The sequence below is a fragment of the Shewanella denitrificans OS217 genome, assembly GCF_000013765.1.
GTDB classification, from domain to species: Bacteria; Pseudomonadota; Gammaproteobacteria; order Enterobacterales; family Shewanellaceae; genus Shewanella; species Shewanella denitrificans.
Genome location: NC_007954.1, coordinates 62743 through 83456, shown reverse-complemented (window position 1 = coordinate 83456; position 20714 = coordinate 62743). Strand labels below are relative to the sequence as shown.

Below are 20714 nucleotides of genomic sequence, written 5' to 3'. Positions count from 1 at the left end.
CTTAACTAACGCAGAGGAAATGCCACCGAGACACACTTTTTCACTTCGAAGTGATAACCAAACTTCGCCTCTTGGTCCTTGGTTATTTCTAAAATCTCATAATCATTGAGTTCAACCACGCTGGAGTCTTTGGCTTTCTGACAGCGGGAACGACTGTCGGCTTCTAAATTAAAAGCAAAAATGGCAATCATTTCTCGCACTTTCTGCTGATAAAACCCTCTCACTATGGCGTAGTTTCGTTCTAAATTGAGCTGTTCTAATTCTTCTTTTACAACTTCTTTTTTGGCCGCTGCGGTGAGTATTGGCGTCTCAGTAGTTTCAACCGTCTTAAGATTTAAAACGTCCGACACTTGATCCTTCGCCGCTGCCTCTAAGGAATCACCCAGTTGACGCGTCGGCGATGCATTCATGTTCAACACCTCAACCCCAGCTATCTCCACTATGCCGCCATCGGGCATGTCGACAACATGCTCAACGTCTATCAATAAGAACAAGTGATACAAGACTATAGCGGCTAAAATAAGCCTCACAAATGCCGTCGATTTTCTGAAACGATCATGCTGGGTAAAACGAAACGCTGTAATACCAAGGGGCTTAAGCATGAGTAATAACAACAAATAGAAGGGGATAATTATTTGCATCGCCAACAGCACTAGGGCTGTCATCACCACAAACCAAGCCGGAATGTAGAGCAACAAAGCAAAATTATGAGTGTAGTTTAAGTGGCTGGCTGAGACCCCAACCACCTCATTAACAATAGCAGCAGAGGTCGACAGAGCAAAGTTGGCAATAATTGCATAGAAGAGTAATAGCACCGCCTTACCCGCAAGGCTATGCCAAACCCGCTCAAACAAAGGCCAAAATTCTAGTCCCATAGCGATCACGCTGAGCAAGGCCACCCAGCCTAATTGGTCACCAAAGCATAAAATAACAAAGGCAAGGCTATAGAGTTTTTGTGCCGTACTTAAATTTAAAAATCCTTGCTTGAGTTTATTGGCGAGTCCCAAAACGGGTTCAGACTTCGCCTTAATTGCCCTAGGTATTAGAGATATACTCGATAATGACAGCACTGGACTTCCTTATGATTAAAATACTGAGCCATTGAAACCTCAGAGCGAGCCACACAGCTAAACACAAAGGTCATACTAGATAGAAAAGCTTAAATAAAGTATTGAACAATCATTGAAATGAACGAAATAGTAAGGCGGTTCAGATTTTGTAGCAAGCGTCTTGTACAAAGTGAAGCTGACTGCTAGGCTAAATTTTTATACCAAACGAGCGTTTAAATATGGATAAGTTTTTACAGCAGTTTCCCATAGTGACCGAAATTCCAGTGGCTTGGGGAGAAATGGATGCACTGCAACATGTGAACAATGTGGTGTATTTCCGTTACTTTGAAACCGCTCGCATCGATTTTTTTAGGCAAATCAATTTACTCGATGACCTACAAACAACCGGTATTGGCCCGGTTATTAGTGAAAACAGTGCCCGTTATAAACGCCCTGTGACTTTCCCTGACACCTTGCTGGTAGGGGTGACCATCAGTGATATCAAGTCAGATCGTTTTATGATGCACTACCAAGCGTTTAGTAAAAGTCAGCAAGCCGTCACCACCTTAGGCGCTTCTCAAGTGGTGATGTTCAACTTTAAAACGGGCCAAAAAGCCCAACTATCAGAACAATTACTGAGTGCATTAAGAAAATATGATGGATAAGTCAGAAGCAGTCACTCATTTGAGCCACAGCGCAAAACCTACAGATACACGCCAGTTGTAGCTAGGTGCAGAAGTTTTTAAAGGCTTAAACTGCCTAGGTTATTAAACCTGGCCGCTTAACAGCCCCAGCAGTTGCTTAATATCTGTTGGGATTGGCTGGCTTTTATCATTGGCGTAATCGAAGTGCACTAAGGTCGTCTTACCTTCGGCGGTGAGCTTATCGCCCTGCCAACTCTGCTGGGCAACCTCAAAACTGCTGTTACCTATGCGGCTTATCCAGGTTTTTATCCTGACGGCTTGGCCGTATTGAGTTGGCGAGGTAAACGCCACATTAAAACCTGCCACAATCAAGTTCCACTTATTTAAATCCAATTCTGGATTAAAAATAGCAAACACAGGCTCACGAGCTGCCTCAAACCACACAGGGATCACGGTATTATTGATGTGACCTAGGCCATCGGTTTCGTTAAATCTTGGCGAAATATCCATTTCCAGCAATGTCTTTTGCATCTGTTGTGCACCCTATTATTTGGTTATTTGTATTGATGAATAGACTAAGTGATTTATCTGTGTGGATAAAGAAAAGACTGCCAGGCAGCCTTTTTTCAGTTACTTGACCTTAGCTTAACCAGCATACATGGCCGTTATCTCTGGGGCGTATCTTTGATATATCGCCTTACGGCGTAGCTTCAATGTCGGCGTAATCAAGCCTGCTTCTATGGTGAAAGCTTCTGGCAATAGGCTAAATTTCTTTATTTGCTCAAACGCCGCTAAATCGTGCTGCAGATGAATTAAGCGCTGCTCAAAATGGGCCAAGACTTCAGCACGTTCCAGCAAGGAGGCTAACGAGTCAAACACTAACCCTTGCTCTTTGGCCCAATATTCTAATGCCTCAAATGACGGCACGATTAACGCCGACACAAAATTACGCCCATCGGCTATGATGGCAACTTGCTCAATAAAGGGGCAAGAACCCACTTTACCTTCGACTCGCTGAGGCGCTATGTATTTGCCATTGGAGGTTTTCATCAATTCTTTGATGCGGTCAGTAATAAACAAGTTACCCTGCTCATCGAAACGCCCCGCATCGCCGGTTTTTAACCAGCCATCTTCAAATGTGGCAGCCGTGTCGTCGGGACGTTTGTAATAACCGCGCATCACAGCATCGCCACGCACCATGATCTCATCAAAAGCACCAAGCTTTACTTCTGTCTCAGGCAATGGCTTACCGTTAGAGCCTGGCACTCGGTTATTAAGTGTGTTCATGGTCACTGTGGCATTAGTCTCTGTCATGCCGTAACCACACAGCACAGGCAAGTTAATGCCATGAAAGAAGTTACCCACTGTCATGTCTAAGGCGGCGCCGCCGCAAGGCATAAATTTAAGCCTCCCACCTAAAACGGCTTGTAACTTACTGAACACCAATTTGTTAGCCACGACCCATTGCAGACTCAAGATGGCACTGGTTTTTGCGCGACCTTGATTGACCTCGAATTGCCGCTGGCCCGCAGCCATGGCCCAGTGAAATAATCTCTGTCTGGATTTGGGGGCTTTAGAGACCTTGTCTTGCACTGCGCTATAGACTTTTTCTAAAAATCTTGGCACCACACACAAGGTATGAGGACGCACGGCCACTATGGCTTCTTTGATTTTCATCGTATCTTTCAAATACACATTTCGGCCACCACGACATAAGGCAAAGAAGCTCCAACTGCGCTCAAACACATGGCTTAACGGCAAGAAGGCTAGCGAAGTGTCACCGGGATTGAAGTTCAAACAGGTATCGTGCTGGCGTATGGTCGAGGCCATATTACGATAATCTAGCATCACGCCTTTGGGATCCCCCGTGGTACCAGAGGTATAAATCAGGGTTAACAAGTCATCCAGATTGGCCGCCTGTAAACGCTCAGTTAACGCCCTGTCTTGGGCGCTTAAATCTTCGGTTATTAGGCTGTCAAAATGCAAGTGATTTGGGGTGTCTAGCAAGGGCACATTGGCATCGAATACCACTAGGTATTCAACACTTGGACACACAGCCTGTAATTTACACGCCATATGATATTGTTCGGCATCATCAACAAATAGCACCTTAGCGCCAGCATCATTGATGATGAAGCTTGCCTGCTCTTGGGTACTGCTTGGGTACACAGGCACGACTATGGCGCGCGCCTTTAGCAAGCCGATGTCGGCGCAGGTCCATTGGGGGCAATTTTGCGACAGGATAACGGCGGTATCTTGTGCTTGAAGACCAAACTTTATCATGGCTTTGGCCACTTGATGGCTGATGCTATCAAAAGCTTTCCAACTTACCCTGTCCCAAGGCGCAGCCAATTCAAACCCCTCAAGCGCTATGCTATCTGCACGCTGTTGGCTCTGCTGCTGTAGGAGTTGAACGAGATGATATTGCGCTAATGACATTGGTTGCTACCTTAAGCTTACACTTGTACCTGATAACAGAATTCTACCTGAAAAATGACTGACACCTCACTGTTTTAGTGCAAATACACTATCTCTCTTGTGTCATTAGTGTCAGGTTATTTTTACTCTGGCAAAGCTGGCACTGCCCCAAGACAACAAAGCCAATCCCAACAGACTAAATATCCCACTGGCAACTAAGGTATAAGAATAGCCATAAAAAACCGTGTCGACTGAGGTGCTCAAAAGATAACCAAACTCCTTAAGGCACACAGAAATTAACACCACCCCGAAGGCGATGCCTATAAAGACCAAGGCTATCTGCCTAACCGTACGACACAGACTGCCTAAGCCCAAGCTCAAGGCACACAAGCTAACGTTGACTAAGTTCGGGGTTAACCAAGCAGCTAGACTGGCTTGGGCGGAATGAGTCACGGCAGTCACCAGCGCGAAGGTGACACAGATAAGCATGAGCAACTTTAATTGACTGCGATACATTAATTGCGCGAAACCTTGCCAACCATGGAAAATCGGCAACAGATATAAAGTCTGCATCCCCTGCCAACGCATGATGCGGCTCCAATGCAGCAATATGCACAAGATACTATTGAGATAAATAAATACAAATAAGCTTGAATGCTGTGGATCTGCATCACCAAACCAATGAAGGCCAAGAAAAGTCAGCGGGATAAGCACCAGTGGCATTAAAAACATTGGCCCAATGAAGAAATTAATTGGCATGAAAAATTTCTGTATTGCTTGGGTCACCTTACCTTGGGCAAAGCTAGGTAACCACATCCAGCCGGTTTCCGTGCTATTCAAATACACAGATTTCGCATCGGCATGCCAAGCGATACCTTTCACACTCAAGCACAAATAAACGCCTGCTAACACATTGAAAACCATCAATAGTGTGCTGGGAATAAAAGCCGCAATATCAGTTGCCACTATCCCACTCAGATACAGCAGAATTGAGAGATTAAAGGCGTTTGGTCGCTTCTGACACAAGGCAATAAAAGTGCCACTCGCGGCCAGCATTAAGCTGAGTGACGCTAACAACTGCCATGCATCCAGCAAGTATATACAAGCTAAACCCAAGCCCAAAAAACTAAAGCCAATCAATGCCATTTGACTGAAGATATGCTCGCGATAGTGAGGCACTAATACGGCCCACTCACTGGCCTGTAGCCGCAGTCCTTGCCAAGCGATGGCGCAACTGGTGGAAACTATCCCCATATTGAGCATCAATGCAGCCACTTGCAGGGCTTTTTCACCTTCTAGGCTAAGCCCAATCGCTAACGCAACTGGCAGACTAAGTAGCCCTGTGACTAAAAAGCTGACGCTGCCTAAATCTTTAAACCAAAACTGCCACAAGCCTTGCAATAGATTGCGCTTTGGAGCTGAAGTGGCAAGGTGCGAAAGGCTATTCATGAATGCAGCGCCACGAAAAGCTGCTCTAGATTAAGGCTCGTAACCGCCTTAACCCCTTCGATAACTTGCCCTTGATAGTTATCCACCAGCACAGCATTGCCTTGGCGCTGCAATACCCTAAGGCTCGCAGGCAGCGGGGTATTTTCTGCCAAACTAAGGGATTTCACTTCTTCTCTTAGGCTATCAATCTCTTTAAATAGCAATAATTCACCCTCTTTTATAAGGGCTAAGTGGCTGGCGACCCGCTCCAGATCTGAGGTGATATGAGAAGAAAACAGCACTGCAGAACCAGACTCTAAGGCTAAATCGAATAAGTCGGCCATAAATTTACGTCTGGCGATGGGATCAAGACTAGCAACCGGTTCATCCAGCAGTAGCAACTTAGGGCGATAGGCCATTGCCATTATCAATGCCAAGGATTGTCTCTGCCCCACAGACAAGCGCTGTACTTGTAACTTGGAGGTTAAATTAAATCGCTTAAGCCAATCTTGCTCTAACTCAAGATCCCAACTGGGGTAAAAGCTTCGATGCAATGCCAAGGCAGCCCCGACCGTAAAACCTTCATAACCGAACGGCTGCTGCGGCACAAAACCTATCTGAGCCTTAGTTTGCAGACTCAAGTTAGCGGCATTATCAGCTAAAATATGCGCTTCACCTGCGTCCATGGCTAATATCCCCAGCGCACAATGCATCAAGGTGGTTTTTCCAGCGCCGTTAAGGCCCAGCAATCCCACCACCATGCCTGGATACAAGTCCATGGTTAGATTATTGAGCACTGACTTACCATCGAAAGACTTAAGTAATCCTTTAATGGATAAAATGGGTTGTTCTTGCGTCATTATTATCTAGGTCCTGTCGTCTGGCTGATGCCAATGTGCTGCCAATAAGGCCTGTACATCTTCTAAACTGAGCCCAAGTTGAGTCGCCTGATCAATTAAATTCTGACATTGCGGGGCCAGTAAATCATGGGTTGCATTGCTGTCGTCTTGAGTTCGAATGGCGACCCGAGTCGCCTGGCCTCGGCGTCGCTCCAGCCAACCCTGTTCCACTAAACCTTGGATGGCCCGTGAAACTGTCATGGGATTCACCGCCAATGCTTCGGCAATTTGCCTCACTGACGGCAGCACCGCTTCGGCCTGCAGTTGTCCGCCCACAATCAAGCGCACGATTTGCTCGTGTAATTGGCGATAAATAGGTTCGCCACTATTGGGGTTGACATTAATCAGTTCTAACATTAGCCTCTATACACTGTATTAATTCATTGATACACCGATACGGTTAACATTAACACAATGAACCTAAAATGCAAAAAGGAAAATACCATGGCAATAAGGAACCTAGCGCCGGCTCAGGGGCTAGTTAATATGCTCCACAGCAGTGTGCCTGCAATAGTCACGGCATTGACTGTGTTAGCGGTGCTCACTGTGGCGGCACTGGCCGCGCCCAAGGCAAATGCACCAGACATAAAGCTGGGTGAAACTCACAGCTGTTATCTTGACGACTTAGATGAAAACTTGCGCTGCGGCGCTATCCAAGTGCCTGAAAACCCTAACAAGCCTGAAGGCCGAAAAATTGCCATACACTACGCCATCCTGCCTGCAATCAAGAATGGCCACGAAAAACAAGCCTTGCTGGCCATTGCTGGCGGACCGGGGCAATCGGCAATTGAGCATGCAGCAGGCTTTAATCGCATGCTCACTAAGGTCAGGCAAAATAGAGACATTTTACTTATCGATCAGCGCGGTACAGGTCAATCTAACCCACTTAACTGTGAAAATATCGGTGATATTTTTGCCTTCGATGATGAGCAAGTAGATTTCAGCGCAGAAACAAAAGATTGCCTAGACAAGATCACGGCTGACGGTACAGATGTCACCCAATACGGCAGTGTTAATGCGCTCAATGACTTTGAAGCCGTGCGTCGGCATTTGGGCTACGATAAATTACACCTCTACGGAATTTCCTATGGCAGTCGCATGGCCCAGCTGTATATGCGCCATTTCCCCGAGCCGCTGCTTACGGTAACCTTAGATGGTGTTGTGCCCATGCAGCAAAGCGTGCTCGCCATAGGTGATGCCATTGAAAGGGCGCAGAGTTTATTACTCACAGAGTGCGACGCTACCCTGAGTTGCCAACAGGCGTTTCCCAACTTAACGGATGATTTTGCACGTCTTGATGCCAAATTAGCCCAAGGCGCCATTATTGAGCAGAGCCGCGATCCACTGACCAATGAAGTCATCAGCTTTAGGCTGACACGGAGCAAATACTTAAACAGCCTGCGCATGGCCATGTATACCCCCAGTCTGCGCGCCCTGCTACCTCACACAATACACCAAGGTGCCATAGGTAATTATCAACCGCTACTCGGCCTTTATGGCTTAACTGCCGACAGTACAGGCATAGCACTGGGCATGCACTCATCTGTCGTCTGCGGTGAAGACCTCCACAGAGTCACAGAAACAATGCGTCAAAGCGCTAAAGACTCTTATTCCAGTCGCACCATGCTAGAAGGTTTAGAGGCAGGCTGCTCAGTATGGCAAATGCCAACAGAGCCAGAGGATTTTAGCCAAGCCATAGACAGCGATATTCCTACCTTGTTGTTATCCGGCGAGTTAGATCCTGCGACTCCACCTAGTTGGGGCACCTTGGCCCAAGAGAAACTGTCCAATAGTCAGCACTTTGTTGCCCCCTATGCCACTCATGGGGTTGCCTATCAATCTTGCGCTAATGACTTAATCGCCAAGCTGGTCAGCACAGGCTCAGTCAAGGAAATTAATGGTGAATGCTTGAATAAAGATGTGCGCCGCAGTTTTTATCTCAACGCAAACACAGTTGAACCTGTGACTCAAGTTTCCAGCGCCACAGACACCAGCAAGGACGAGGAATAATCATGATTAGCGTCAATAATTTATCTAAAAAAATCGGTACAGTACAAGCCTTAGAGCAACTGAGCTTTAGCGCCGAAAATGGGCAAATCACCGGCCTACTCGGCCCCAATGGTGCAGGTAAAACCACCTGTCTTCGTACCCTATTCGGTTTACTTAAACCCGATGAAGGCTTTTGTGAAATAGAAGGCATAGATGTCGCCAAAAACCCCATTGCCGCCAAGCAACAACTGGGCTTATTTCCCGATCCTTTTGGTCTTTATGAGCGCCTAAGCCCAAGAGAATACATCAGTTATTTTGCCGAACTGAGTGGTATGAGCCGCCCACAAGCCAAAGCAGCCACCAGCAAGGTGATAGCCCAGCTTAAGCTTGAGGATATTGCCGATAGACGCTGTAAAGGCTTCTCCCAAGGACAAAAAATGAAGACAGCACTGGCCCAGGCCATAGTGCACCAACCTAAAAATATCATCTTAGACGAACCCACCCGCGGCCTAGATGTGATGAGTACCCGGCTATTGCGAGACATTTTAGTTGAGCTGAAAAACCAGGGCCATTGCGTGCTGTTTTCAAGCCATGTGATGCAAGAAGTCGCCGCACTGTGCGACAAGGTTATCGTCATGGCCCAAGGAAAAGTGGTCGCTGTGGGCAGTCCGGACGAGCTCTGTCAGCAAACCGGTAAGGACTCCCTCGAAGATGCCTTTATTGCGCTTATCGGTACGGATGAAGGAATAGCTGCATAATGAAAAACTTAATACTTTCTATGGTTCGTAAAGAACTTATCGATGCCGGCCGAGATAAACGCTCTGTGATGGCAGGCCTCTACTACGCAATCGGCACGCCTATCATAATGTGCGGCTTGTTTATGGTGCTGATCACTCAGCTCTCAAGCCCAGATACCTTGGCGATTAAGATAGAGCAGCCCCAAAACGCCCCCGATCTCGTGCGCTATTTAGAGCAAGCCGGCATTAGTCACAGTGATGGCGATGATGTCAAAGCCATAAGCCTGATTATCAGTGATGATTACGCCGAGAAAATGGCTAAGGCGCAGCCCGCTGTGGTGACCCTGATTGCCGATAAATCCAATGAGAAACTGCAAAACTCCATTCGCCGGGTCGAGACCAAGCTGCAAGCCTATAGCGGTGAGATGGGTAGCCTGCGCCTTATTGCCCGCGGCATAAGCCCACAAGTGATGCGGCCCTTAAAAATCAAAGTAGAAGATCAGGCCACTGCTGATTCAAAAGGCGGCGTTATCTTAGGCATCGCGATTTTCACCATGATTTATTCGGTATTTATATCTGGGATGAATTTGGCTATCGACACCAGCGCTGGGGAACGCGAGCGTAACTCGCTGGCGTTGTTGCTCAGCCACCCTATTACCACCAGACAGTTGGTGATGGGAAAAGTGATTGCCGTCACTTGCTTCGCACTGCTTGGCCTTGCGCTTATCTTGCTGGTATCAAAAATCGCTTACCCCTTCGTGCCTTGGCAAGAGCTAGGTTTTAGCGTCAACATCAGCAATAGCTTTATGGCACTCATGTTTGTCATTGGTATTCCGCTGGCCATCATGGCGGCAAGCCTGCAGTTGTTTGTGTCTTTTATGGCAAAAAGCTTCAAAGAAGCCCAATCCTATTTAACCATAGTGTTATTTGTGCCCTTGGCACTTTCTATGGCTGCCAGTTACAACATAGCGCCGGATGTATTGGAGTGGCTGCCAGTCTCAGGCCAACAGCAAGCCTTAATGGACTTTATTAAGGGCCGTGATATGTCATTACTGCAATTGGCCGTGTCATCCTTCACTACCTTAGCCATTTCGTTGGGATTAATTTGGGGATTAGAAAAGTCCCTGAAGAGTGAAAAAGTCGTCTTTGGTCTTTAATCAGCGTTAATCAACAGAGTTAAACAAGGAGCTACAAATGGAAAATGATCTCTTTAAACTGACTTTAGTCGTGGTGATAGGTGTTAGCGTGATGGCATCGGAAATGTATAAGCAATACCTGCGTGCCAAGAGGCGGCAACCAGCCTGTGATGGCCAAAGCCATTTGAATACGACTAGTGTCGATAGCCAGTTAAAAACCGAGCTAATGGCACAAAATCAGGCACTAAAGGCACGTATCGAAGTGTTGGAAAGGCTAGTCACAGAAGACAGCTACGAGCTAAAACAGCAGTTTAAGCACTTATAGTCGAAGATAACAACGCTGATATAAATGCTTAATCCCTTCCTCTAAAGTCACCATCAATAGATATTATGGTGGCTTTAGTATTTCTTACTATAGAGGTTACTTAATAAATGACTCCTTGTATCATGCTTTAACTCCTCTTCGTTATCAGCCACGGTTCCCATACTGGCTGCCGCATCGACAAAAAAACGACTTAACACATCAATAATAGATTTAAGCTCTGAAGCTTCTTCGAATGCTTTCGCCTCATTAAGATAACTATTCATTTTTTTCTTATCATTCTGAACAAAATTTATAAGCGCATGGGCAATTGAAGATATGCAAGTAGGCGCTATTTGCCATACTAAATATGGGCACAATAAATATAAAATATGCTTAAACTCTCCTAAAGACAAATGAACACAAGCAAGCTGTAAACGTGCTACTTCATTATCTGGATTACTATCTAAGAGGCTAAAAAAGCTCTTCTTAGCCTCCGACAACTCTTGGTTATCGACTTGATAACATGCGACTAAAAAAAGCCAGTCTGGATCTAATTTAACTGTTGAAGAGGCATTTTTAAGCTTTTCTAATACTTGCGCCGGTGGTAATGAAGAAATCTCATCCATCAAGCTAATTAATTCAGTGTTCATTTAATTATTTCTCTCACATAAAACTTTGCACTAAAGATCCAGTGATTAATGACCAGCCATCAATAAGCACAAAAACCATAATTTTCAATGGTAATGATACTGTAATCGGCGGGACCATAATCATACCCAGAGCCATCAAGCAGCTAGCGACGAGTAAATCTATCATCAAAAAAGGAAGAAAAATGAGGAATGCCATCTTAAAAGCTAATGTTAGCTCCGATAACATGAACGCAGGGACTAAGTGCGTCAAGGATACATCCGCTGAAGATTGTGGCACTGGCACTTTTGCCATATCCAATACTCTAATGAAATGAACCTCATCCGTTTGCGACAACATAAACCCCTTCAGTGGTTCAATGCCGTTACTCACAGCAGCACTTAACTCAATGGAGCCGTTAGCATAAGGAAGCAGTGCTTTATTATTAATCTGTTCAAATACGCCACTCATAGCAAAAATAGTTAAAAATAAACTAAGAGCAATTAAGACACTGTTTGGCGGAGTTTGCTGTAAACCTAATGCTTGCCTGACTAATGACAGCACTATAATAATCCGTGTAAAGGCGGTCATTGCGATGACAAAAACAGGAATCAATGTCAAGCTACTAACAGCAAGAACAATTCTTAGTTCTGGTGCCAAGCTATCTAACCAAGGTTTATCCAATAAGTGTGGCAGCCATTCATTTAATGTTTGAGTTGCTACCATTTAACTCACCTGACTTTTAGTTTTTTGACAATCAACAGCCAATTGAACAAGCCCCCGAGGTGTTTCATATAATTTATACGTATTTCCGTCAGACTGTATTGAAATAAGATAACATTGACCACCTAAAGGAAAACGTTGATGAGAAATCGATGAATTCGACTGGTCCAAATTTTTCCGTTTAACATACAACCAAATAATAATCATGGCTAAGCACAAAAATCCAATAATTAGCCAGCTGACTGGATTAATAGGATCTTCGGCTCGCAGTCCCAACTCACTGCTCATTTGAGGTGACCTGTGTAATCTCTAATGCTAGATATTCATCAACCGCAACTAACCTTCCTTTTGCAATTACAACATCTTTCCATTTAAGTTCAAACTCTGAATCAACTTTCTGAGCTAATTTAACAATACTATTTTCTTTTAATTCTTTAAGCTCAGAAATACTCATTGATACATCACCAATATTGACATTCAATTCAATTTTAGTTTGCTCGAGTATAGCCAAATCCAACGGTGTCTCTACAGACTTTCCCCTAGGTAAATCAACGACTTCCGTCAATTCGAACGATGCTACTTCTGACATTGTATTCCTCATTTTATAACAATAGATCTGTGGCCCATGAAACTAGCCAAAAAACCTTTAATATTCGTGTGGTATGACTTATCAGATAATGTGATCTCTGAGTCAAACCTATGCTTTAATCGCACTCGGTCACCTGTTTTAAGTGAGTAAATTTGCTCTAGAGTCATAGGCAAACTATCCAAGTGACATTGCAAAGATAAATGACAGTCACCGATCATTTTCTCAATGAGTCCACTCGATATTGGTTCGGTGGGAACGACCACTTGAGTAGGCATGCACTGTATTGGTATTGGGATGCATACAATAAGATTTGAATGCAGTCTTATCTCTAATACAGCTGCGCACTGTTCCGAGTCTGCGGCCTGTATTTCACATAATTGCTGCAACTCGTTTTTCATCTGCTCTGCAAGTAAGCTCAGCTTTTTCGTTACTTGCACATGACTGCACTCTCCTGTCATTGCAAAATGAGCAAGTTCTACCCATTGCAATTCATTCATACGAACTTTCTGCTTCGCACAAGCAAAAAGCGTGCTATTCCAGTGCCAGTTGACTTCATCAGCAGACTGTAAAAGCCATTCAGATAACCAAGCGATGACTTTTTTTGTGACTTTAGTTTCAAGGTCAATACGTTGAAGTTCAGACCAACAATTAGGTAACTTAACCCCTACCATTAGCGACCTCTGGTATTTTCATATAACTGTTCTATCATCTGATTTGCGACATTCAAAATTCTTGAGCTAGCCTGATAACCTCTTTGAATAACGAGCATGTCGGCAAATTCTTGAGACAAATCGACATTCGACATCTCTATACTCGAAGTCGCCAGCTGCTTAAATCGTCCCTCTCCAGCCTTACCAAGCACCCGACTCTCTAAATCACTAGCTTTAAATACTGTGCCAGATTCAATGGATAATGTGCTGATATCATCAAAATCTACCATAGCAATGGTAAATGGTGTCACCTTATCCCCATTACTATAATTTAGTGTAACCCTTCCTTGTGGATCAAAACTACGCTTGACCAATTGACCAACACCTTTACCATCAACAGCATGTAATGTCACATTTGAATCAACACCTGTTGCACTCGTTTGAGTCACAGCTGAAAAATCGCCAATGGTTCCGACAGTAATGTCTATTGGTGTTGTATTTCCGCTGCTATCTGCCAGATTGAAAATGAATGAACCACTGCCGACTTCGGGTGTACCATCTGGGCCAAACTTGACTGAATCGCTGTGAAGCACAATGCCTTTATCATCAAGTATCTCTACTTTCCATTGATTAGGGAATGTAGCCTTTTCATTAGTAAACTTAATACTTAGATCAACTTCTTCCCCTAATGAATTAATCATTTTGGCACTGCTGATTTGATGCACATCATCTAATGGCGATAAGTTACCTGTGAGAGATAGCTTTGTCGTTGCTGTAGGTTTAATTGCCTGATAACTCAGCAGATTGATTTCACTTAATTGACCATTACTATCAATGCCTGCCACCTTAAAACCGGTATTTTTATCGACGAGTACATTATTCTGATCAAACTCAAACTGACCCGTTCGAGTGTAGAAAACCTTTTCACCATCCAATAAAGCAAAAAATCCTGTACCTGTAATGGCTAAATCAAAATCATTGCCAGTCTGTCTGATATCTCCCACTGAAAATCGATATCCAAGACCCGAGATTTGCGCACCTAAACCCGGTTTATCACTATCACCGCCCAATGCTTGATAAAAGCTGTCCATTCCACGATAACCAGCAGTATTCATATTTGCGATATTATTACTCACATTATCTAAATTTTTAGAGTAACTATTAAGTCCAGATAATCCAGTATAAAAAGCCTGTAACATGTTAATTCCCTTTTTTATTTAACTACAGTAATTTGACCTAGTTTGATATCAGTTAGAAGCGAGTCATCAGCCCCTTTTACCGTTAACATAGGTCCCTGTTGAGTAAAGTTCACTCCTGTTACATCACCAATAAATGCTTGACCACTTTGCGTGTTAACTTCAACACTTCGCCCTATTAATCCCAAGGCTTGATCTGATGAACCAATAGCCAAGAGAGATAATGAATTATCATTACTCTGGCGATTTATCTCAAGTGACGAAAATTGCGCTAACTGCGCCAAAAACTCACTATTATTGACTGGCTCTAGCGGGTCTTGATAATTTAATTGCGCAACAAATAGCTGTAAAAAATCATCTAGTTTAATATTTGTCTGTGGATTCGTCGTCGCATATGAATTACCACCAATAGATTGAATATCCATTTACTTTCTCTCCCATTGCAAATATCCATTTATCATCAGTCTATCTACATTTGAGTATGACAACATTTCCGCATACTCAAGCTTTGCATCCGTAGAGAAATAATCCCTCACTCTCATTGTTCGTGTGCCTAAATGTTCCCCAAAAGTGACTCGTCTAGACTGGGTTTGCTCAGCGGTTTTCCATAATGGAGCATTGATGCTCGCAATTTCAGTCATTTTATATTGGTCACTCAATTTAAATACGACATTTCTTACACTGCCACTATCGACAGCTTTAGATAAGGTATTATTTGAGCCTATCTCTAGCATAGGTGCCTGAACAGCCTGAAAAGCTAAGTTAGCGTCATGAACATGACTAAAAACAAATCCTTCCCCTTGGTAAGATGTTGCCTCTTGAGCACTATTCAGTGTATTCAGTGTATTCAGTGTTTGAACTTGATAGCTACCGATAGCAAGCCAATCAGGCGTTTGTTTGATCACATTAGCACCATTAGCACCATGATTATTTCCACCATACTGAGGCAATACCATTTGCTCTTCATATAAGCCATGGGAAATCACTGATGACGCAATATCTGCAGATTTTTTCCACAGTGAAAGAAAATCCGTCGTCAAAGGGCTTACTGATTCAGACGTCTTATTACCCTCTTGGTATAGCTGGTTTTTGCTATTCAAAGTACCATCAAATGCTTCACCATTGAGGTGAGACAAAAATAACGCCTCGTTTTCATTAGGCTCAGTTAACGCTTTGTTTGGTAATTTTATTGATTGATGGATAGATTCAAATTCAATCATTTTGCCTCCTAGCCAAGCTTTCGCATAAACTAGCTTGAACTTGCTTATCCTTTATCTTCATCCGCATGATCGCCCCTCCCTTAGACTCAAGAGTAATCAACTCCCCTACTTTCTCAATAACCTGAGCATTACGGGATAGTAATTTCTCTTTAGCGCGCTTATCTAAATTAAATTCCGCTAATGTTAGCTCTAAGTCACTTTTCTCTTGAGCAAGACGATCCAACCAAGCTAAATTAATGGAAGCAAGCTGTAAACTCGCATGGTCTTGAATCTCAAAGCGCACTAAGGATTGCTCTTGCACAGATAAAACCCCTAGCTCTCGCTTATTTTTATCAATATCAGCATTCAAATTTTCAAGTTCAACATGTGTGCGCTGATGTTGTTGCTGCTTCTTTAATTGCCAAATTTGATTAAGAGTCATACTAAGTTAACCTTCTATGATATCCATCAGTTGTAGCTCTAATTCCTGAGTTGTTTTCGAACTTAGCTCGTCTTGTTGCAACCATAGATTCAACAAGTCATGCTTTTTCTTTAATTGCTGAAATTGGCCTGTCAATGTCCCTTCTGCGTCAGCAAGATCTATCATCATTTTTTTCTGTTTATATTCTGATAATAAGATTCGACCGGCACGAGACAATTTTATTTTTTTAGCATCGAATAAATTCGTTGTCAGCCTGCTAACACTTCTTAACACATCTATCGCGGGAAAGTGCCCTTGTTCTGCAAGAGCTCTATCTAACACTATGTGACCATCTAAGACAGCCCTTAATGTATCTACGATAGGATCGTCAAAATCATCAGTTTCAACTAACACACTAAATAACGCGGTTATCGATGCTCGATGACGAAATGCACCGCAACGCTCTACGATGCGCTGTAATAAAGAGAAAACTGAAGGTGTGTAACCTTTAGCTGTTGGCGGTTCTCCAATGGCCAAACCTATCTCTCTTTGGGCCATCGCCACTCTAGTGAGTGAATCAACAACAAAAATAACTTCCTTACCCTCAGCAGATAAGGACTCAGCCAGTGCTAACCCATACTTAACCGCAAGGACCCTAGTGACAGGCATTTCTTCCGCTGTAGCAGCAACGAGCACTGCACGACTTCGCAATCTTTTAAACATTTTACCATTAACGAACTCTTCAACTTCTCGGCCTCGTTCCCCCACAAGTACAATGACAATAACAGCATTTTGTTGGGCACAGCTATCACTCATCATGGCAAGTAAAGTACTTTTACCGACACCACTCCCTGCAAGTATCCCCACCCTTTGACCTTTACCGATAGGAATAAAGCTATCAAGCGCTTTAATTCTTGTGGTTAACGGCTCGTCAATTGCCGCTCTCGTTAATGGATTAATGTGTGAGGCTAGAAAAACACACTGAGTCTGTACAACCCCAAGCTCTTGTTCATCTAGAGGCTGACCAAACGCATCAACAACATGCCCTAACATGCCAGAACCCATTGGCAGCCTTATAGAAGTCCCACTGCCAATTAATTTATCCCCAAAACTAATCCCACTAGCAGATTGAAAAGGCATTAACTTAACTTGTGTCTCAGAGATTGAGATGACTTCAGCTGAGATATCAGGCAGGGTTTCATCAGCACGCCTAATGGTACAAAGCTCACCAACAAATGCTTGCGGTAAAGAGGCCACCAGCATAAGCCCTTCACTGCGTAATACAGAACCATAATGGTACTTGGTCGTCACTTGCTTTAATTGGGTAAGACTAATCACAAGCGCGCTCACTTAACCAAGCTTGCAACTGAGTTAATATTGCCAGTGAATCATGACCGCTCTGACCATAAATAGACTCCAGTTCAAAACTGAAGTGAGCAACATCTTTAATCTTAATTTCAGAAACTTTCTCACTAAGTTTAGTAATTAAGTCAAATTCTAATAATAAATTATAGTCTTGTTGGTTAATATTAAGGATGGGTAAATTGTGCCCCCGAGTTGTGCCTAATATGCTGTCAACCCATGAATCATAACAAGGTTTCGATGCTATTTTTTGAGCTAAAATTTTCTCAACGATCACTAACGCAAAAGCAAGGACTTGCTCAGCGTCACTTGTTGCGCCCGTTATTTCAGGAGACATAATATGAGCAATTAATTGTTCAATTTTTTGCTTACGCTGCGCCTCTTTGTGTTCAACATCTTCCTTTACTTTTATGACAGCAAGCTCAATTTCCACTTGTAATTGTTTATCTAGCTTACTATTCATTTCCTTGGTAAGGCGAGCTTCTAAATTAGCACGATGCAATGCCAGCTCATCTTCAATAAAGGGCGCTAAAAGCGATTTTCGCTCCGCCGGAGTCATCTGCTTCAAGGCTACTTCTATATGTGCTGGGTTAACTTTTTCCGGATGTTTCCCAGCATGATGCTCACTATCGACCTTGTGAATAGGTTTAATCGCCCAAGGAAAACTCTGAATTTTTTCCATTATCTAAGCCCTTCATCAAGAGCCAATAACTGTAAAAAAGCAGTTTTCACCTTAGCTTTTGTCTGTAAATGATCTTGATCACTAACATGAGAACGTAACCAATTAACCTCATTTATTGACTCACAAGAAAATACAGAAATGGGTAGCTTCAACCGAGAAAAATCATCAAGCGTTAGACCCAAACTCGTCAGTTTGTCAAAAGCCTGCTCAATCTCTGCCGCACGAGCAGCATCGATTTTCTTCAGTAATCGATAGCGCTTAGCTTTATTAACTGACAATAATAAAATCGACGCCTTACAAGCTGCTTCATGCATTTTCTGGCGCCTTTTGCTCATTATCAAACAAATAGTTTATTTGATTAAGTAACTGCTGCTCTGTGCTATCCCTTTTATTCGCCAAATAAAACATACCTGTAGATAGGCTAAATAACGTACCTAAACCAATAAGTAAAAAAGGCCACCAGGTATTACTTTCCACCGTTTTCACTACAACGGGTTCTACAGCCATCGGAGTGACGGGTAGTGGTTCTACTTTGGGCAGATAAAAGAAACTAACTGAAATACTGTCATCACGCTGACTATCAAAACCTATGGTGTTCTTTATTAATTCTGAAATCTGCGCCTGCAACTCCGGGGCGACTTCAGCATTAATCGAAACCGCAGCCGTTAATCTCAATATTTGCCCTGGAGCTTGCTCAGTTTCCTGTGTCAAGGCTCCGTGGGCATAAGTAACCTCATTTCTGAGAGTTTTAGAGCCCGGCTTATTGTCGTCACTTAAGTGGGTTTCTTCAAACTTAGTTTCAGAGCTAATCAAACCTTGACTGCCATCCCCTTTTATTGCCTTAGTCTCATGTATCTTAACTGTGTCGGTATTCAGCTCAACCGCAACGGCAGCAGATATACTAGACGCTGAAAAATATGCCACTAATACTTGCAACACCTTCTGCTCTAAATATGATTCTGTACTTCTACGCAGTGCTAAATTGGGGGAGCTAAGATCACCTTGAGGTTCAAAAACACCCCATTGACCAGCCCCGTCAATCACAACAACTTGATCTATTGTCAAATCTTCAACCGCTGACACAACTAGCTGTTTTATCGCTTCTATGTCTATAGTTCTTGGTTGATAATGGTCGACGGTGAACAAAGTAACCGAGGCTTTTGTTAATTGATTTTGACTCATGAAAAGGCGTTTTTGTGGCAACGTCAGATGAACTCGAGCTTTCTTAATGTAATTAAACCCAGTTAAAGTCCGCTCAATTTCCCCTTGGAGTGCCCGCAGATAATTTGCATGCTGCGCTCTTTCTGTAGCACCTAAATCACTATTTTCATACAGTTCAAAGCCAGTCACATTATTGCTCTGGATACTATCTTCCATGGCCACAACTCTGGCCTGATTGCTGTCAGAGCTAGCAACAAAAATAGATGTACCTTCCACTTGATAGCCTATTCCACTGGCCTCTAACTTGGCAGTATATTCCGTCAGTGTCGCTTGCGACAAACCAGAAAAAAGCACTTGCTTAGAATCCTGAATAACCCACCACAATGTTATCAAGGTCAGCAACATTAAGCTGATGCCAGCGATAAAGAACCGCATTTTCTTTGTTATTTTTTCCATACTGCTCATCTCTTATTTTTGGAACTAAACCTGCATCCTGAATAATTCCTGGTACGCGGCGGTCAGTTTATTTTTAACTTCTACGGCCAGCTTTAGCGATAACTGGGCTTGCTCCATGGCAACCATGACCTCATCGACTGCGATCGGTTCTCCACGAGCAAACTTCTCAACCAACTCATTTGCAACATTCATATCATTACTGACTTTATGCACCCCATCACCCAGCATTTCAACAAATGAAACTTCAGGTAATTGAGAGGGGGCTAACGGTATATTACCCGTTACTTCTAAGGCTCTTATTGCTTCAATTTCCATTATTACTTCCCTATTTCCAATGCCTTAGCTGACATTTCTTTATAACTGTTATAGACTTTAATGTTGGCTTCATATGCGCGTTTTGCACTACTTAAGGTCACCATTTCATGGGCTAGATCGATATCTGGCATATAGATAAAGCCTTGTTTATCCGCTAATGGATGAGCGGGTTGGTAAATAGCCTTACTTTTCATGTAGCCAGTCAGCTTAACATTCCCAGGCTGGAGCTCCTCACCTGACAGTGCCGCCATAAAAAGGGGTTCAACTTGAGCTGCAGTTGAAGAAACAACATTTGCACGCGCTATATTTAACGATGCCGCTTCTATTCTGTTTCTTTCAAATGCCATTCCGGTCTGCGCTACAGCCCTTACATCTAGTTCTGCCATTACTTCTCCTGCCCACTCACTGCAAGTGACATCATTCCAAATCTACGATTAAGCATTTCAGTTAACACTTTATATTTCCCGCTTGCATCTAAGGCTTCGGCAGTTAGCTGATCTAGAGAGATGTTGTCACGACTTACTAATTCACTGTGATTGACAACCAAATTATTAATATTTTGACGATCGAGATTTAAGGAATCCTGCAACACGCGTTCAAAATTAACTCGTTCCAAATGCTCCACTTGAGGATTGTTATATTGCGCTATTTGTTCAGCAGTATGATGATGCTGAGCTTTAGCCACCTTCATGGCATCAAATACAATCTGATTAACTGTCATTCTTAATT

Annotated in this window: 26 protein-coding genes; 5 read left to right on the top strand and 21 right to left on the bottom strand. The window is 43.4% G+C overall.

Translation table 11 applies throughout. The annotated features are described in order from the left end of the window. Positions 1–5: 5 nt before the first annotated feature. Complete coding sequence (locus SDEN_RS00390) at positions 6–1070, bottom strand: hypothetical protein (RefSeq protein ID WP_011494541.1); 1065 nt, start codon at positions 1068–1070, stop codon at positions 6–8. A 218-nt stretch (positions 1071–1288) separates the two neighbouring features. On the opposite strand from SDEN_RS00390, the gene SDEN_RS00385 reads away from it, so the two are divergent. After that, positions 1289–1714, top strand: coding sequence for an acyl-CoA thioesterase (locus tag SDEN_RS00385; RefSeq protein ID WP_011494540.1), 426 nt, complete (start codon positions 1289–1291; stop codon positions 1712–1714). Between the two features lie 102 nt (positions 1715–1816). Here the strand turns inward: SDEN_RS00385 and SDEN_RS00380 are convergent, their stop codons facing one another. The 5 genes from SDEN_RS00380 to SDEN_RS00360 form a co-directional block, all read right to left on the bottom strand. Further along, a complete protein-coding gene (locus tag SDEN_RS00380) occupies positions 1817–2224 on the bottom strand; it encodes an acyl-CoA thioesterase (RefSeq protein WP_011494539.1) in 408 nt (135 codons plus the stop codon). 114 nt (positions 2225–2338) lie between these two features. Further along, complete coding sequence (locus SDEN_RS00375; protein WP_011494538.1) at positions 2339–4132, bottom strand: AMP-dependent synthetase/ligase; 1794 nt, start codon at positions 4130–4132, stop codon at positions 2339–2341. Between the two features lie 111 nt (positions 4133–4243). After that, a complete protein-coding gene (locus SDEN_RS00370) occupies positions 4244–5560 on the bottom strand; it encodes a hypothetical protein (RefSeq protein ID WP_011494537.1) in 1317 nt (438 codons plus the stop codon). Next, positions 5557–6399, bottom strand: coding sequence for an ABC transporter ATP-binding protein (locus tag SDEN_RS00365; protein ID WP_011494536.1), 843 nt, complete (start codon positions 6397–6399; stop codon positions 5557–5559). Before SDEN_RS00365 ends, SDEN_RS00370 begins: the two co-directional genes overlap by 4 nt. A 6-nt stretch (positions 6400–6405) precedes the next feature. After that, complete coding sequence (locus SDEN_RS00360; protein ID WP_011494535.1) at positions 6406–6795, bottom strand: GntR family transcriptional regulator; 390 nt, start codon at positions 6793–6795, stop codon at positions 6406–6408. Between the two features lie 87 nt (positions 6796–6882). Here SDEN_RS00360 and SDEN_RS00355 point away from each other — a divergent pair, with 87 nt between their 5' ends. Genes SDEN_RS00355 through SDEN_RS00340 form a run of 4 tightly spaced genes read left to right on the top strand, consistent with a single transcriptional unit; the run spans position 6883 to position 10625 of the window. Then, positions 6883–8448: an alpha/beta hydrolase gene (locus tag SDEN_RS00355; RefSeq protein WP_011494534.1), complete on the top strand. Its 1566-nt coding sequence runs from the start codon at positions 6883–6885 to the stop codon at positions 8446–8448. Positions 8449–8450: 2 nt separating this feature from the next. After that, positions 8451–9185, top strand: a complete 735-nt coding sequence (locus SDEN_RS00350; RefSeq protein ID WP_011494533.1) for an ABC transporter ATP-binding protein — start codon at positions 8451–8453, stop codon at positions 9183–9185. Continuing rightward, complete coding sequence (locus SDEN_RS00345; RefSeq protein ID WP_011494532.1) at positions 9185–10321, top strand: ABC transporter permease; 1137 nt, start codon at positions 9185–9187, stop codon at positions 10319–10321. Before SDEN_RS00350 ends, SDEN_RS00345 begins: the two co-directional genes overlap by 1 nt. 37 nt (positions 10322–10358) lie before the next feature. After that, positions 10359–10625 carry a hypothetical protein gene (locus SDEN_RS00340; RefSeq protein WP_011494531.1) on the top strand — a complete coding sequence of 89 codons (267 nt, stop codon included), beginning with the start codon at positions 10359–10361 and terminating at the stop codon, positions 10623–10625. A gap of 74 nt (positions 10626–10699) precedes the next feature. On the opposite strand, the gene SDEN_RS00335 is transcribed toward SDEN_RS00340, so the two are convergent. The 15 genes from SDEN_RS00335 to SDEN_RS00265 form a co-directional block, all read right to left on the bottom strand. Continuing rightward, the gene (locus tag SDEN_RS00335; protein WP_011494530.1) at positions 10700–11254 is read right to left on the bottom strand and encodes a hypothetical protein; all 555 of its coding nucleotides are present in this window, start codon (positions 11252–11254) and stop codon (positions 10700–10702) included. A gap of 13 nt (positions 11255–11267) precedes the next feature. After that, the gene (gene fliP, locus SDEN_RS00330; protein ID WP_011494529.1) at positions 11268–11957 is read right to left on the bottom strand and encodes a flagellar type III secretion system pore protein FliP; all 690 of its coding nucleotides are present in this window, start codon (positions 11955–11957) and stop codon (positions 11268–11270) included. Positions 11958–12231: 274 nt separating this feature from the next. Then, positions 12232–12543 carry a FliM/FliN family flagellar motor switch protein gene (locus tag SDEN_RS00325; protein WP_011494528.1) on the bottom strand — a complete coding sequence of 104 codons (312 nt, stop codon included), beginning with the start codon at positions 12541–12543 and terminating at the stop codon, positions 12232–12234. A gap of 8 nt (positions 12544–12551) precedes the next feature. Continuing rightward, entirely contained in the window at positions 12552–13214 is a 663-nt protein-coding gene (locus SDEN_RS00320) for a hypothetical protein (RefSeq protein WP_011494527.1), read from the bottom strand. Beyond that, positions 13214–14392, bottom strand: coding sequence for a flagellar basal-body rod protein FlgF (gene flgF, locus SDEN_RS00315; protein ID WP_011494526.1), 1179 nt, complete (start codon positions 14390–14392; stop codon positions 13214–13216). The genes SDEN_RS00320 and flgF overlap by 1 nt, the downstream gene beginning before the upstream one ends. 14 nt (positions 14393–14406) lie before the next feature. Then, entirely contained in the window at positions 14407–14814 is a 408-nt protein-coding gene (locus SDEN_RS00310) for a flagellar hook assembly protein FlgD (RefSeq protein ID WP_011494525.1), read from the bottom strand. Beyond that, positions 14815–15609 carry a hypothetical protein gene (locus SDEN_RS00305; RefSeq protein ID WP_011494524.1) on the bottom strand — a complete coding sequence of 265 codons (795 nt, stop codon included), beginning with the start codon at positions 15607–15609 and terminating at the stop codon, positions 14815–14817. It lies immediately after the preceding gene. Next, the gene (locus SDEN_RS00300) at positions 15602–16030 is read right to left on the bottom strand and encodes a hypothetical protein (RefSeq protein ID WP_011494523.1); all 429 of its coding nucleotides are present in this window, start codon (positions 16028–16030) and stop codon (positions 15602–15604) included. The genes SDEN_RS00305 and SDEN_RS00300 overlap by 8 nt, the downstream gene beginning before the upstream one ends. 6 nt (positions 16031–16036) lie before the next feature. Beyond that, entirely contained in the window at positions 16037–17347 is a 1311-nt protein-coding gene (locus tag SDEN_RS00295) for a FliI/YscN family ATPase (RefSeq protein ID WP_011494522.1), read from the bottom strand. Next, complete coding sequence (locus tag SDEN_RS00290; protein ID WP_011494521.1) at positions 17340–18053, bottom strand: hypothetical protein; 714 nt, start codon at positions 18051–18053, stop codon at positions 17340–17342. Before SDEN_RS00290 ends, SDEN_RS00295 begins: the two co-directional genes overlap by 8 nt. Beyond that, on the bottom strand, positions 18053–18367 hold the full coding sequence (locus SDEN_RS00285; protein ID WP_011494520.1) for a hypothetical protein: 315 nt from the start codon (positions 18365–18367) through the stop codon (positions 18053–18055). The genes SDEN_RS00290 and SDEN_RS00285 overlap by 1 nt, the downstream gene beginning before the upstream one ends. After that, on the bottom strand, positions 18360–19670 hold the full coding sequence (locus SDEN_RS00280) for a flagellar M-ring protein FliF C-terminal domain-containing protein (protein ID WP_041405609.1): 1311 nt from the start codon (positions 19668–19670) through the stop codon (positions 18360–18362). Before SDEN_RS00280 ends, SDEN_RS00285 begins: the two co-directional genes overlap by 8 nt. 24 nt (positions 19671–19694) lie before the next feature. Next, complete coding sequence (gene fliE / locus SDEN_RS00275) at positions 19695–19985, bottom strand: flagellar hook-basal body complex protein FliE (protein WP_011494518.1); 291 nt, start codon at positions 19983–19985, stop codon at positions 19695–19697. 2 nt (positions 19986–19987) lie between these two features. After that, positions 19988–20371, bottom strand: a complete 384-nt coding sequence (locus SDEN_RS00270; protein WP_011494517.1) for a flagellar basal body rod protein FlgC — start codon at positions 20369–20371, stop codon at positions 19988–19990. Next, complete coding sequence (locus SDEN_RS00265; RefSeq protein ID WP_011494516.1) at positions 20371–20706, bottom strand: hypothetical protein; 336 nt, start codon at positions 20704–20706, stop codon at positions 20371–20373. Before SDEN_RS00265 ends, SDEN_RS00270 begins: the two co-directional genes overlap by 1 nt. Between the last annotated feature and the right edge of the window lie 8 nt (positions 20707–20714).

Bases quoted from the DNA above. Each gene is read 5' to 3' on its own strand.
- SDEN_RS00285 (WP_011494520.1), bottom strand. From the start codon at position 18,367: ATGCATGAAGCAGCTTGTAAGGCGTCGATTTTATTATTGTCAGTTAAT.
- SDEN_RS00310 (WP_011494525.1), bottom strand. From the start codon at position 14,814: ATGGATATTCAATCTATTGGTGGTAATTCATATGCGACGACGAATCCA.
- SDEN_RS00370 (WP_011494537.1), bottom strand. From the start codon at position 5,560: ATGAATAGCCTTTCGCACCTTGCCACTTCAGCTCCAAAGCGCAATCTA.
- SDEN_RS00290 (WP_011494521.1), bottom strand. From the start codon at position 18,053: ATGGAAAAAATTCAGAGTTTTCCTTGGGCGATTAAACCTATTCACAAG.
- SDEN_RS00365 (WP_011494536.1), bottom strand. From the start codon at position 6,399: ATGACGCAAGAACAACCCATTTTATCCATTAAAGGATTACTTAAGTCT.
- SDEN_RS00380 (WP_011494539.1), bottom strand. From the start codon at position 2,224: ATGCAAAAGACATTGCTGGAAATGGATATTTCGCCAAGATTTAACGAA.
- fliP (WP_011494529.1), bottom strand. From the start codon at position 11,957: ATGGTAGCAACTCAAACATTAAATGAATGGCTGCCACACTTATTGGAT.
- SDEN_RS00280 (WP_041405609.1), bottom strand. From the start codon at position 19,670: ATGGAAAAAATAACAAAGAAAATGCGGTTCTTTATCGCTGGCATCAGC.
- SDEN_RS00265 (WP_011494516.1), bottom strand. From the start codon at position 20,706: ATGACAGTTAATCAGATTGTATTTGATGCCATGAAGGTGGCTAAAGCT.
- SDEN_RS00305 (WP_011494524.1), bottom strand. From the start codon at position 15,609: ATGATTGAATTTGAATCTATCCATCAATCAATAAAATTACCAAACAAA.
- SDEN_RS00355 (WP_011494534.1), top strand. From the start codon at position 6,883: ATGGCAATAAGGAACCTAGCGCCGGCTCAGGGGCTAGTTAATATGCTC.
- SDEN_RS00270 (WP_011494517.1), bottom strand. From the start codon at position 20,371: ATGGCAGAACTAGATGTAAGGGCTGTAGCGCAGACCGGAATGGCATTT.
- SDEN_RS00320 (WP_011494527.1), bottom strand. From the start codon at position 13,214: ATGGTAGGGGTTAAGTTACCTAATTGTTGGTCTGAACTTCAACGTATT.
- SDEN_RS00385 (WP_011494540.1), top strand. From the start codon at position 1,289: ATGGATAAGTTTTTACAGCAGTTTCCCATAGTGACCGAAATTCCAGTG.
- SDEN_RS00345 (WP_011494532.1), top strand. From the start codon at position 9,185: ATGAAAAACTTAATACTTTCTATGGTTCGTAAAGAACTTATCGATGCC.
- SDEN_RS00375 (WP_011494538.1), bottom strand. From the start codon at position 4,132: ATGTCATTAGCGCAATATCATCTCGTTCAACTCCTACAGCAGCAGAGC.
- SDEN_RS00335 (WP_011494530.1), bottom strand. From the start codon at position 11,254: ATGAACACTGAATTAATTAGCTTGATGGATGAGATTTCTTCATTACCA.
- SDEN_RS00340 (WP_011494531.1), top strand. From the start codon at position 10,359: ATGGAAAATGATCTCTTTAAACTGACTTTAGTCGTGGTGATAGGTGTT.
- SDEN_RS00300 (WP_011494523.1), bottom strand. From the start codon at position 16,030: ATGACTCTTAATCAAATTTGGCAATTAAAGAAGCAGCAACAACATCAG.
- SDEN_RS00325 (WP_011494528.1), bottom strand. From the start codon at position 12,543: ATGTCAGAAGTAGCATCGTTCGAATTGACGGAAGTCGTTGATTTACCT.
- fliE (WP_011494518.1), bottom strand. From the start codon at position 19,985: ATGGAAATTGAAGCAATAAGAGCCTTAGAAGTAACGGGTAATATACCG.
- SDEN_RS00350 (WP_011494533.1), top strand. From the start codon at position 8,451: ATGATTAGCGTCAATAATTTATCTAAAAAAATCGGTACAGTACAAGCC.
- SDEN_RS00360 (WP_011494535.1), bottom strand. From the start codon at position 6,795: ATGTTAGAACTGATTAATGTCAACCCCAATAGTGGCGAACCTATTTAT.
- flgF (WP_011494526.1), bottom strand. From the start codon at position 14,392: ATGTTACAGGCTTTTTATACTGGATTATCTGGACTTAATAGTTACTCT.